The organism is Actinomycetospora sp. (assembly GCF_036497245.1).
GTDB lineage: Bacteria > Actinomycetota > Actinomycetes > Mycobacteriales > Pseudonocardiaceae > Actinomycetospora.
Map to the genome: position 1 here is coordinate 1 of NZ_DASXJS010000055.1, position 11217 is coordinate 11217.

13 protein-coding genes are annotated in these 11217 nt (G+C 74.9%); 10 read left to right on the plus strand and 3 right to left on the minus strand.

The window, feature by feature from the left end; translation table 11 throughout:
- The 4 genes from VGI02_RS06135 to VGI02_RS06150 form a co-directional block, all read left to right on the plus strand.
- A partial coding sequence (locus tag VGI02_RS06135; RefSeq protein ID WP_331626393.1) for an acyl-CoA dehydrogenase family protein occupies nt 1–1378 on the plus strand: 1378 nt, incomplete at its 5' end.
- Nucleotides 1379–1461: 83 nt separating this feature from the next.
- Nucleotides 1462–1665 carry a helix-turn-helix domain-containing protein gene (locus tag VGI02_RS06140; protein WP_414638202.1) on the plus strand — a complete coding sequence of 68 codons (204 nt, stop codon included), beginning with the start codon at nt 1462–1464 and terminating at the stop codon, nt 1663–1665.
- Between the two features lie 11 nt (nt 1666–1676).
- Nucleotides 1677–2231 carry a Clp protease N-terminal domain-containing protein gene (locus tag VGI02_RS06145; RefSeq protein ID WP_331626395.1) on the plus strand — a complete coding sequence of 185 codons (555 nt, stop codon included), beginning with the start codon at nt 1677–1679 and terminating at the stop codon, nt 2229–2231.
- A 336-nt stretch (nt 2232–2567) separates the two neighbouring features.
- Nucleotides 2568–2957, plus strand: a complete 390-nt coding sequence (locus VGI02_RS06150; RefSeq protein WP_331626396.1) for a hypothetical protein — start codon at nt 2568–2570, stop codon at nt 2955–2957.
- On the opposite strand, the gene VGI02_RS06155 is transcribed toward VGI02_RS06150, so the two are convergent.
- Complete coding sequence (locus VGI02_RS06155) at nt 2926–3942, minus strand: DMT family transporter (protein ID WP_331626397.1); 1017 nt, start codon at nt 3940–3942, stop codon at nt 2926–2928. The genes VGI02_RS06150 and VGI02_RS06155 overlap by 32 nt on opposite strands.
- A gap of 22 nt (nt 3943–3964) precedes the next feature.
- Between VGI02_RS06155 and VGI02_RS06160 the strand changes: the two genes are divergently transcribed.
- The gene (locus VGI02_RS06160) at nt 3965–4396 is read left to right on the plus strand and encodes a CGNR zinc finger domain-containing protein (protein ID WP_331626405.1); all 432 of its coding nucleotides are present in this window, start codon (nt 3965–3967) and stop codon (nt 4394–4396) included.
- A gap of 16 nt (nt 4397–4412) precedes the next feature.
- Here VGI02_RS06160 and VGI02_RS06165 read toward each other — a convergent pair whose 3' ends face one another.
- Together VGI02_RS06165 and VGI02_RS06170 are read right to left on the minus strand one after the other, a co-directional pair.
- The gene (locus VGI02_RS06165; protein WP_331626398.1) at nt 4413–5054 is read right to left on the minus strand and encodes a response regulator transcription factor; all 642 of its coding nucleotides are present in this window, start codon (nt 5052–5054) and stop codon (nt 4413–4415) included.
- A complete protein-coding gene (locus VGI02_RS06170; protein ID WP_331626399.1) occupies nt 5051–7138 on the minus strand; it encodes a sensor histidine kinase in 2088 nt (695 codons plus the stop codon). The genes VGI02_RS06165 and VGI02_RS06170 overlap by 4 nt, the downstream gene beginning before the upstream one ends.
- A 130-nt stretch (nt 7139–7268) precedes the next feature.
- Between VGI02_RS06170 and VGI02_RS06175 the strand changes: the two genes are divergently transcribed.
- From VGI02_RS06175 to VGI02_RS06195, 5 genes are all read left to right on the plus strand, one after another.
- Nucleotides 7269–7964, plus strand: a complete 696-nt coding sequence (locus VGI02_RS06175; RefSeq protein WP_331626400.1) for a hypothetical protein — start codon at nt 7269–7271, stop codon at nt 7962–7964.
- A 62-nt stretch (nt 7965–8026) separates the two neighbouring features.
- Nucleotides 8027–8665: a class I SAM-dependent methyltransferase gene (locus tag VGI02_RS06180; RefSeq protein ID WP_331626401.1), complete on the plus strand. Its 639-nt coding sequence runs from the start codon at nt 8027–8029 to the stop codon at nt 8663–8665.
- A 115-nt stretch (nt 8666–8780) separates the two neighbouring features.
- A complete protein-coding gene (locus tag VGI02_RS06185; RefSeq protein WP_331626402.1) occupies nt 8781–9728 on the plus strand; it encodes an NADP-dependent oxidoreductase in 948 nt (315 codons plus the stop codon).
- Nucleotides 9725–10186: a cupin domain-containing protein gene (locus VGI02_RS06190; protein ID WP_331626403.1), complete on the plus strand. Its 462-nt coding sequence runs from the start codon at nt 9725–9727 to the stop codon at nt 10184–10186. Before VGI02_RS06185 ends, VGI02_RS06190 begins: the two co-directional genes overlap by 4 nt.
- 84 nt (nt 10187–10270) lie before the next feature.
- Nucleotides 10271–11065 (plus strand): SAM-dependent methyltransferase, encoded by a 795-nt coding sequence (locus VGI02_RS06195; RefSeq protein ID WP_331626404.1) that lies wholly within the window; start codon nt 10271–10273, stop codon nt 11063–11065.
- Nucleotides 11066–11217 lie beyond the last annotated feature (152 nt).

Sequence of the window (11217 nt, forward strand, 5' to 3'; positions counted from 1 at the left end):
GCTCGTGCACGGCACCCCGGAGCAGGTCGCGGCGTGGGTGCCACCGATGCTCGACGGGCGCGCGTCCGGGACGATGTGCCTCTCCGAGCCGGAGGCCGGATCGTCGCTCGCCGACATCACGACGCGGGCCGAGCCGCAACCGGACGGGACCTACCGCGTCGTCGGCACCAAGATGTGGATCTCCGGCGGCGAGCACGAGCTGACCTCGAACATCGTCCACCTGGTGCTCGCGAAGATCCCCGGCGGACCGGCCGGGGTGAAGGGCATCAGCCTGATCGCGGTGCCCCGCTACCTCGAGGACGGCACCCGCAACGACGTCGCGCTGGCCGGGCTGAACCACAAGATGGGCTACCGGGGCACCGTCAACACGCTGCTGAACTTCGGCGAGGGCCGGGGCGAGCGGAGCGACGGGGAAAGATCCGGCGGCGCCCTCGGGTGGCTGGTCGGCGCGGAGCACGGCGGTCTCGCGGCGATGTTCCACATGATGAACGAGGCGCGGGTCGGGGTCGGGATGGGCGCCGCCGCGCTCGGCGTGACCGGCTACCTGCACTCCCTCGACTACGCGCGCACCCGCACCCAGGGCCGTCCGATCGGCGGGCGGGACCTCACGAGCCCGATGATCCCGATCGCCGAGCACCCGGACGTCAAGCGGATGCTGCTCGCGCAGAAGTCCTACGCCGAGGCGGGGATGGCGCTCGGTCTCTACTGCTCGCGCCTCGTCGACGAGAAGGACACCGCGGCGTCCGAGGAGGACCGGGGGCGCGCGGCGTTGCTGCTCGACGTGCTCACCCCGATCGCGAAGAGCTGGCCCTCGCAGTGGTGCCTGACGGCGAACGACCTGGCGATCCAGGTGCTCGGCGGGTCGGGCTACACCCGCGACTTCCCGGTCGAGCAGTTCTACCGCGACAACCGGCTCAACCCGATCCACGAGGGCACCCACGGCATCCAGGCCATCGACCTGCTCGGGCGCAAGGCGGTGATGCGCGGCGGCACCGGTCTGGAACTGCTCCTCACGACGGTGCGGGGCACGATCGCCCGGGCCGAGGCGCACCAGGAGTACGCCGCCGCGCTGGAGTCCGCGCTGGTCCGGATCGAGAAGACCACGACGACGCTGCACGCCGCGGGCGACCCGGACGTCACCCTCGCCAACGCGAGCGTCTACCTCGAGGCGGTCGGGCACGTCGTCGCGGCGTGGATCTGGCTCGAGCAGCTGCTCGCCGTCGATGCGCGCAACGGCACCGACGGCGGCGGCGCGTTCGCCGACGGCAAGCGCGCCGCTGCCCGGTACTTCTTCCGCTTCGAGCTGCCGAGAACGGGCCCGCAGTTCGACCTGCTCGACTCCCTCGACACCACGACCCTGGACTGGTCGGTCAGCTGACTGGCGCTTCCTCTTCTGTCAAGCCAGGTTGACATCGCGAACCTTGTCATCCTAGGTTGACACTCGTGGCTGATGCGGTGGCGATGGCGACGTCGGCGTCCTCGACGGACCCGGCGGTCGGACTGGCGGCGGTGGCGTCCCTGCGGACGCTCACCGAGTCCCTCGAGGAACTGCAGGTGGGTCGTGCCCGCCGGCTGGGCTGGTCGTGGCAACAGATCGCCGACGCCCTCGGCGTCAGCCGACAGGCGGTGCACAAGAAGCACCGCGGTCACCGTGGACTGATCTGAGGGGGACACCCGTGTTCGAACGATTCACCCAGCCCGCCCGCGCCGTGGTGGTGCTCGCCCAGGAGCACGCCCGCATGCTCGGTGCCGAGGAGGTCGGGTCCGAGCACATGCTGATCGGGGTGTGCGAGACCCGGGGACCGGGCGCGACGCTGCTCGCCGCGCACGGGATCACCGCCGACGAGGTCCGGGCCGCGGCGGCGAGCGCGGCCTCCCGCCTGCCCGACGCCGAGGCACTCGCGGGCCTCGGCATCGACCTCGACGAGATCCGGCGCCACGTCGAGGAGACCTTCGGTCCCGGCGCACTGGAGAGCACCCGCGCGGCCGGTCGTCGCGCCCGACGCCGCGCCTGGGGCCACCTCCGGTTCACCCGTGACGCCAAGAAGACCCTCGAGCTCGCCCTGCGTGAGGCGGTCCGCCGCGGCGACGGATACGTCGGCACCGAGCACCTGCTCCTCGGGTTCCTGCACCCGCAGACCGGGGCGGCCGGTGACCTGCTGCGCACCCGCGGCCTCACCCTCGACGCCATTCGCGCCGAGCTGGAAGGCCCGGGCCGCGCCGCCGGCTGACGCCTCCCGGCGGGGCCCTGCCCGGACCTGCACGCGGCGCACACACTTCGACTCGGCCGGGCTCGACTGTGTGCGCCACGCGTCGGTCCCCACCGAGCAGTACCCCGCCCGCCCGACTGTGTGCGCGGCGCGTCGGTCCCCACCGAGCAGCGCCCCGCCCGCCGATGTGTGTGACCCACGGAACGGCACACCCTCTGACCTGCGGGTGTTCGATAGGAGTGACGGTGTCGGAGGCAGTGCCCCCGACACCGTCGGCGAGCCGCAGAGCACGACCCGGGCCTCCGAGCCGCGCCTCGCCCGACTCGCTCCTCACCATCGATGAGAGGAGCGCCTGTCATGGCACTCACCAGCCGTTTCGCGATCGACACCACCGCCGTGGTCGCGGGAGCCTTCCTGTCGACCGCCGCGTTCGCGTTCGTCGCGCCCCTATCGACGTGGATCGCGTTCGGGGTCTTCATCGGCCTGATCGCGCTCGGCGGTCTCGGCGTGGTCGTCGACCACCACCCGACCGGGTACCTCACCCACGGACTGCTCGCCGCGGTCGGCATCTGGTCGCTCGTCGCGACCCTGGTGTTCACGGGGGCAACGCTGGGCTGGCTGATCGTGGCCGGGGCCGTCGCCGCGGTCGTCCTCGGCGTCGCCGACCTGGCCGCGCACGAGGTGACCACCGAGCGCGTCGTGCACCAGCTCGAGGTCACCCCGGCCCCGGAGGCCGCGACCGTCTGATCAGTGAGCCGCGCTGAAGGGCACCCCCGGTGGTCGAGGGGGTGCCCTTCGGTCGGTTCGGGCCGGCCGTTCCGACCGACTCCGACGCGGCGCGGCGCTCGGAGCGGCTCACCAGTCCGACGGCGACCGCGGCCAGCGCGACGCCCGCCAGCGCCGCGAGGTGCAGCGGCTGCCCCAGCACCGGCACGGCGAGCAGCGCGGTGACCGGGGGGACGAGGAAGAGGTAGCTCGTCGCGCCCGCGCCGCTGCGCCGACGGAGCAGGACGAAGAGCAGCAGCAGGCCGCCGACCGAGTTCACCACGGCCAGCCAGACGACGGACCCGATCGCCGGCGCCGCCAGCGGCAGCGCGAACCCTCCGGACAGCGCCGCGAGCGGCACCGACACGATCGTCGCGGCCCCGATCTGGATCGTCGTCCCGGTCCGCAGGTCGGCCGAGGCTGGGGCGTGCTTCTGCAGCAGCGTCCCGGCCGAGAAGCCCGCCAGGCCGAGGACGCACAGCGCGATCCCGGCCACCCGGGCGCCGCCGGACAGCTCCGTGCTCACCGCGATGCCGACGCCGGCCAGGCCGAGCCCGAGGCCCACCCAGCCCGCCGGCCGGAGCCGCTCACCGTCCAGCCCGACTGCGGCCACCGCGATCACCAGCGGGCTCGCACTCACGATCAACGAGGCGAGACCCGCGGACACCCCGAGCGAGAGGCCCAGGTAGATGCCGGCGAACTGCACGTTCTGCAGGAGCACCCCCGCGGCGGCGGGTCGCACCCAGTCCCGCAGCCGGGGCGGCCAGGGGGCCCGGGTGACCAGCGCGATCGTGCCGATCACCGCCGTGGCGAGCAGGAAGCGCCAGAACAACAGCGTCAGCGGCGGGCTGGCACTCGTCCCGATGTCGCCGACGAGGTAGCCGCTCGTCCACACGAGCACGAAGGCCGTCGCGAGGGCGAGGCCGACGAGACGGCCCGACCTCGCCCGCGGCGGGGACGCCGGCACGACGGCGTAACAGCTCGAGCTCCTGCACCAGTGGCTCGACCAGGAGGGCCTCTCCCCGGTCACCGCGCCCGGTCCCGACGACGTCGTCCGGGCGCGCGAGCTGCGCGAGGTGCTCCGCCCGCTCGGGCTCGCCGCCGCGGCCGGCCGCACGCCGGATCCGGGTCAGGTCGAGGGCCTCAACGCCGTCCTCGCGCAGGACGCCCCGCTGCAACTGACCCCGGACCTCGCCGTCGCCGCGCCCCCGACGGCCGCCGCGGCGCTCACCCGGATCGCCCGCCAGGCCGCGGAGCACCTCGCCGGCCCGACGGCCGCCCGCCTCCGGGCCTGCGACGACCACGACTGCGGGATGCTCTTCGACGACGTCACCGGCCGGCGACGCTGGTGCTCGGCCGCGATCTGCGGAGTGCGCCACCGGGTGCGCGCCCACCGCAGCCGCGCCGCTGCGGCGGAATGAGCCGCACGGCCAGCGATCAGCCGAGACCGGCGCGACGGGCCCGCTCCACCGCCTCGGCGCGCCCCTCGACGTGGAGCTTGGCGAACACGGCCGACGCGTGGTTGGTCACCGTCTTGGGCGCGAGTCCCAGCCGGGCCCCGATCGCGGCCGTGGTCAGTCCGGCGGCGAGCAGCTCGAGGACCTCGCGCTCCCGTGCCGTGAGCTCGGGGAACGGCTCACGCGCCGCCGGTCGCCCGCCGAGCTGGGCGAGCACCCGACGGGCGATGCCCGGGCCGAAGATGGCCTCCCCGGCGGCGACGGCGCCGATGGCCCGCACGATCTCCTCCTGCGCGGCGCCCTTGAGCACGTAGCCCGCCGCGCCCGCCCGCAGCGCGGCGAAGACCGAGTCGTCGTCGTCGAACATCGTCAGGACCAGCACGGCCACGTCCGGGGCGGCGCGCTGCAGCTCGCGCGCGACACCGACCCCGTCCAGCTCGGGCATCTGGATGTCGAGCACGAGGACGTCGGGCCGCAGCGTCACCACCGCGCGCACCGCCTCCCGACCGGTGCCCGCCGTCCCCAGCACCTCGACGCCCGGCACGGAGGCCAGCAGGGCCGCGAGGCCGTCGCGCACGACGGGATGGTCGTCGGCGAGGACGACCCGGACCGGCGCGCTCATCGGGCGGGCTCCGCGACCGTCACCGGTGGACCGGCCGCGGGGGTCGTGCGCGGGGTGGCGGACTCGGCCGGCAGCGGCAGCCAGGTCCGGACCCGCCCGCCGCCGTCGGATCGGGGCCCGGCCTCGAGGCGCCCGCCGACCTCGTCGGCCCGCTCCCGCATGGCGGTCAGCCCGACCCCGGGCGACCAGGCCTCGCCGCCGGCGCCGTCGTCGGACACCGTGACCTCGAGCTCCCGGCCGTGGAGTGCCAGCGCGACCGTGACGCTCGTCGAGCGTGCGTGCCGGACGGCGTTGACGACACCCTCGGTGGCGATGCGGTAGGCGGCGGTCTCCACGGCGGCCGGCAGCGGCGGCAGCGTGTCGGGCAGGTCGAGGACGATCGCCGGGGCACCGCCGACCGACCCGTCCACGGCGGACTCGAGGTGGCGGCGCAGCGCACCGACCAACCCCAGCTCGTCGAGCGAGGGCGGCCGCAGCGCGCGGACCAGCCGCCGGACGTCCTCGATCGCCTCGGACACCTCCCCGCGCAGCGTCGCCAGCACCTCACCCGCCCGCTCCGGCTCGACGGGGACGAGGTTGCGGGCGGCGTCGGCGCGGAAGCCGATGCCGGTCAGGGCGGGGCCGAGGCCGTCGTGCAGGTCGCGGCGCAGCCGGCGTCGTTCCTCCTCCCGCGCCGCGACGATCGCGGTCCGGGAGGTGGCCACGTCGTCGGCCAGCGCACGGGCGTGCACCGCGGCCGCGAGCGGCGCGGCGAGCAGTTCCAGCGCGGCCCGGTCGGAGCGGTCCAGCGCGCCCTGGCCGCGGCGCACACCCACGACCAGCTCGGCGACCTCCTCACCGCCGTATCGCAGCGGCAGGCGCGCCACACTCCGGCCGCCCTCCCCCGGCGCCCGACTCCAGGCGACACGCTCGCGGCCCCGCGCGTGCACCGCCACCGACGGCAGGCGCAGCGCCTCGCCGATCGCGGCGAGCACGTCGCGCTCCTCCCCCACCGCCAGCTGCTCACCCAACCGCGACATCGCGCGCACGGGGTCGCCGCGGTCGCCGTAGAAGGCGCGGTCGACCAGGCGTTGCAACCACACGCGCGCCGGCGCGGCCCCCAGGACGACGACGAGCGTCGCGACCGCCGACACCCCGAAGCCGGCCTGCCGGCGCAGCACCAGCTCGAGCAGCGTCACGAGACCGAGCCAGACGCCCAGGACCACCGCGCTGAGCAGGACGTAGAGCACGGCCCGGGAGACCACGAGCCGGATGTCGAGCAGCTGGTGTCGCAGCACCGCGACCGTGATCGCCACCGGGATCAGCGCGATCACCAGCAGGTTCAGCACCGGAAGGCCGATCGCGGTCGGCCCCCACAGCACCATGTCGACGGCGACGACGAGGGTCGCGAGCACCAGCCACAGCAGCTGGCGCCGCGTGCGGTCGTCGCCACGGCGGTACCGGGCGACCAATGAGGCCAGGACGCCGACGAGGACCAGCACGAAGCCCCACTCGGCGATCGCGGCGATCACCGTCCAGGTGGTCGGGTCGAGGACGAGCAGGCCATGCACGCTGCCGCCCGGGCCGGCGCCTCCCGGGTCGGTGCCGTTCTCCAGCACGAACAGCGGGGCGACGACGAGCACCAGGCCTGCGAGCCCGCGCCACCGCGGACCGGGTAGGCGACCCGTCGGGAACAGGAGCAGCGCCGCGGGGAGGCAGAAGCCGATCGCGCACGGCCAGGCGAACGCGTACACCGTGGCGACGCCCCGTGTGGCGCCCTCCGACCACCCCCGCGCGACGGCCGCGGTGAGCAGCGGGGAGGCGGCCGCGGTGAGCGTCTGCAGCACGCCGCCGACCGCGAGCAGCCAGCCGATCGGGTTGCGCGGGCGGTGCCACGCGAGCAGGAGGCCGCTGAGTGCGCCGGCGAGCCCGATCGCGGCGTTCGTCACGAGGTACCCGGCCACCGCGTCGGCGAGCGTCATCCCCGCGAGCACGGCTCCCACCCCGGCGACGGCGACCTCGACGAGCACCAGGGCGAACAGCGCGACGGCGACGGCCGCCGTCAGCCGGGTGCGGCCGTACCCGCCCCCCTCGGTGCTCTCCACACTCGTAGCGTCGCAGGTCACAGGCCCGAAGTCCCGGGTCGGACGCCCGGTGCCGCCCGGGTCCGCACCCGGGTGATCGGGAACCCGTGACCCTGCCGACCGGGACGGCGCCGGCGGGACCGTCACCGCCATGACCAACCCGAACACCGCGGCCGGCACCGCGTCCGAGACCGTGCCGGCCGGTCCGTCCCTGCTCCCGGGCCCGGTCCCGCCGATCACGCGGAACCTCGCCGTCGCCGTCGCCGCCGTCGGCCCCCTCGCCGTGGCGGCCGTCCGCCTGCTGCTGCCGTCCGACACCACCGACGACCCGGCCGCCGTCGTCGCGAAGACCCTGTCCCACCCCGAGCTCCAGACGGCGGTGCTGTGGCTTGACTACCTCGCGCTGGTGACGCTGCCGTTGGCCGTCCTGCTCGTCGCCGTGCGGGCCGTCCGCGCCTCGCGGGTGCTCGGCTCCGTCGCGGCGGTCGTCGCCTGGCTGGGGTTCGCCACGCTGCCCTGGACCGCAGCGCTCGACCCCGTGCCGCTCGCGGCGCAGGACGCCGGCCTCGCGCAGGACGCGTCCGTCCGGCTGCTCGACGCGCTGACCGTCGCCGGGCCGGGTGGGCTGGAGGCGGTGGTCTTCGTCGTCGGGCACGTGCTGGGCACGGTGCTGCTCGGCCTCGCGCTCTGGCGCGCGGTGCCGCGGTGGGCCGCGGTCGCCATCGTGGTGTCCCAACCGCTGCACTTCGTCGCCGCCGTCGTCCTCGGCAACCACGTGCTCGATGCGGTGGCCTGGGCCCTGACCGCCGTCGGATTCGCCGTCGCGGTGGCCGTCGCGCGTCCTTGACCTCGACCGCGGTTGACGCCGCAGGGTGGGGACGAGAACCCAGCCGACCCCGGGAGGACGTCGTGAGCACCCCGTCGAACACGTTCGAGGACTTCTACCGCAGTGGCGAGCCGCCGTGGGTGATCGGGGAACCGCAACCCGCCGTCGTGGACCTCGAGCACGCCGGTGGGATCACCGGCCCGGTCCTCGACCTCGGCTGCGGCACGGGCGAGCACACGATCCTGCTCAGCAGGCTCGGGTACCGCGTTCTCGGCGCGGACTCCGCTCCGGCCGCCGTCGAGCGGGCACGCGAGCGGGCCCGGGCCGCCGGGGTGGCGGCGGAGTTCACGGTGGCCGACGCCATGGACCCGGCCGGGCTCGACGGCTACGCCACGGTGCTCGACAGCGCGCTGTTCCACGTCTTCGGGGCCGACGACCGTGCCCGCTACGCCCGGGCCCTCACCGGCGTCGTCGTCCCCGGCGGGCAGGTGGTCGTTCTCGCGCTGTCCACCCGCGGTCCGGGATTCGGCCCGCAGATCGGCGACGACGCCGTCACCGATGCCTTCGCCGGGCCGGAATGGAGCGTCGCGAGCCTCGTCGAGTCGACCTATCGAGGCCGGGTCACCCACGCCGACCAGGCCGCCGCGACCGGCCGGGCGATCGGCGAGCTCGTGGACCTTCCGGCCCTCCTCGCCCGCATCCGGCGGGTCCCGGCGTCATGAGGAGATCACGATCCGAGCAGTCCTTCACCCTGTTGGCGAACTGGACCGCGGACGCTGGCCCTGCGCCACATCGCGCCGCTGTCAACCCGGACGCGTGACACCTAACGTCGCGGCCATGAGCACCCTCCCGACGACGGCCCGCGCAGTCCGGTTCGACCACTACGGCGGCCGCGAGGTCCTCGCCGTCCACGACGTCCCGATGCCGGAGCCCGCTGCGGGCGAGGTACTGGTCGAGGTCCGGGCCGCGGGGATCAACCCCGGCGAGTCCGCGATCCGCGAGGGAGCGCTCGACGCGTTCGCCCCGTCGACGTTCCCCTCCGGGCAGGGCAGCGACCTCGCGGGGGTCGTCGTCCGGCTCGGGCCGGACGTGACCGGGTGGACGGTCGGCGACGAGGTCCTCGGCTGGTCGTGGACGCGGTCGAGCCACGCCTCGCACGCCGTCGTGCCCGTCGGGCAGCTCGTGACGAAGCCACCCGAGCTGTCGTGGGAGGTCGCCGGAGCGCTCTACGTCGTCGGCGCCACCGCCTGGGCGGCGACGCAGGCCGTGGCCGTGGAGCCCGGGGAGGTCGCCGTGGTGTCCGGCGCCGCGGGCGGGGTCGGATCGCTCGTGGTGCAGCTCGTCGGGGCGGCCGGGGCCGACGTGCTCGCGCTCGCCTCGGAACCGAACCACGCCTGGCTGCGCGATCACGGCGCGCACCCGGTGACCTACGGCGACGGGGTGGCCGACCGGCTGCGCGCCGCCGCCCGGGGCGACGGGGCCCGCATCCACGCCTTCGTGGACACCTACGGCGACCCGTACGTGGACCTGGCGATCGAGCTCGGCGTGGACCCGGACCGGATCGACACGATCATCGCCTTCGCCTCGGCCGCCCGGGTCGGGGCGCACACCGACGGCAGCGCCGTCGGAACCGACACGACGGTGCTGACCGAGCTCGCCGAGCGGGCGGCCCGGGGCGAGCTCGAGGTCCCGGTCGCGGCGGCATACCCCCTGGTGGAGGTCGCGGACGCGTTCGCGGAGCTCGAGACGCGCCACACCCACGGCAAGATCGTGCTGCTGCCGTGAGCGCCCTGTATCTCGCGCAGCCGGGCGATCACCAGCAACTGGAGTGGCTCGACGGCGGCACCCTGACGATGCTGCTCGACTCGGCGGCCACCGACGGACAGCTCATGATGGGGCGCTTCACCGTGGCGCGCGGCGAGGCGCCGCCGTTCCACAAGCACCTCCACGAAGACGAGATCTTCATGTTGATCTCCGGGACCGCGCTGGTCTGGTACGACGAGCACGAGTACGAGCTCGCCGAGGGCGGTGTGGTCTTCCTGCCCCGCGACGTCGGCCACGGCTACCGCATCACCTCGGAGCGCGCGGACCTCCTGATGATCAACACCCCGGGCGGCATCGAGGGCATGTTCCGCGCGACCGGACGGGACATGTCGACACCTCGGCCCGAGGGGTTCGAGGTCCGACCGGACCCGGCCGCGGCTGACCGGTACGGCAACGTCGTCCTGGGTCCGCCGCGCTGATCGGCCCGCTCGGTCAGCGCGTCGAGGTCGGCGTCACTCCACGGGGGCGGAGGACACCGCGGGGGTCCTCGCTAGCGTGGTCCGGTGGGGGACGACTTCCTGGAGGCCGGGATCGATTTCGAGCGGGCGAACGCCGCCCGGGTCTACGACTACATCCTCGGCGGGTCGCACAACTTCGAGGTCGACCGGGAACAGGCGGCCCGCACCATGGCCGCCTATCCCGACATCGCCCGCTCGGCGCAGGCCAACCGCGCGTTCCTCGGGTCGGTGGTGCGCTGGTGCCTGGCCCGGGGCGTCGACCAGTTCCTCGACCTCGGCTCGGGTGTCCCGACCGTCGGGAACGTCCACGAGATCGCCCACGGCATCGACCCGGGCGCGCGGATCGCCTACGTCGACTTCGAGCCGGTGGCGGTCGCCCACGCCCGGGAGATCACGGCCGACCTGGGCCCGGTGACGGTGACCCGCGCCGACGTCCGCGATCCGGAGTCGGTGTTCGCCGACCCCGGGGTGGCGGGCCTGCTCGATCTCGCGCGGCCGGTCGGGGTGCTCATGGTGGCGGTCCTGCACTTCGTGGCCGACGACGCCGCCGGGCTCGTCGGGCGCTACCGGGACGCGCTCGCACCGGGCAGCGTCATCGCGATGAGCCACAACAGCGACGACCAGGACGACCCGGCGCTCGCAGCCGCGCTGCGCGGCGTCGGCGAGGCGATGCGCGGGAGCGCCACCGAGCTCACGCTGCGCACCCGTCCGGAGCTCGCCGCCTTCTTCACGGGGCTCGACCTGGTCCCGCCGGGGCTGGTCGACGTCGTCGACTGGCCCGTTCCCGGGTCCGCGCCGCCGGTCGGGGTCTACGGCGCGGCCGGGATCGTGCCGGGCTGAGCCCGTTGCTCACCACGGTTTCGCCGCGCGAGGCGCACCATGGGGTGATGGGTGAGGACGCGGATCGGTTACCGGCCGAGCCTCCGGATCTCCGGGTCGGCCACGACGAGCGGGCGGCTGCGCTGCGCGCGCTCGACACGCACTTCGAGGCC

Excerpts from the sequence above, each read along its gene's own strand:
- VGI02_RS06185 (WP_331626402.1), top strand. The coding sequence starts at position 8,781 with ATGAGCACCCTCCCGACGACGGCCCGCGCAGTCCGGTTCGACCACTAC.
- VGI02_RS06140 (WP_414638202.1), top strand. The coding sequence starts at position 1,462 with ATGGCGACGTCGGCGTCCTCGACGGACCCGGCGGTCGGACTGGCGGCG.
- VGI02_RS06165 (WP_331626398.1), bottom strand. The coding sequence starts at position 5,054 with ATGAGCGCGCCGGTCCGGGTCGTCCTCGCCGACGACCATCCCGTCGTG.
- VGI02_RS06150 (WP_331626396.1), top strand. The coding sequence starts at position 2,568 with ATGGCACTCACCAGCCGTTTCGCGATCGACACCACCGCCGTGGTCGCG.
- VGI02_RS06175 (WP_331626400.1), top strand. The coding sequence starts at position 7,269 with ATGACCAACCCGAACACCGCGGCCGGCACCGCGTCCGAGACCGTGCCG.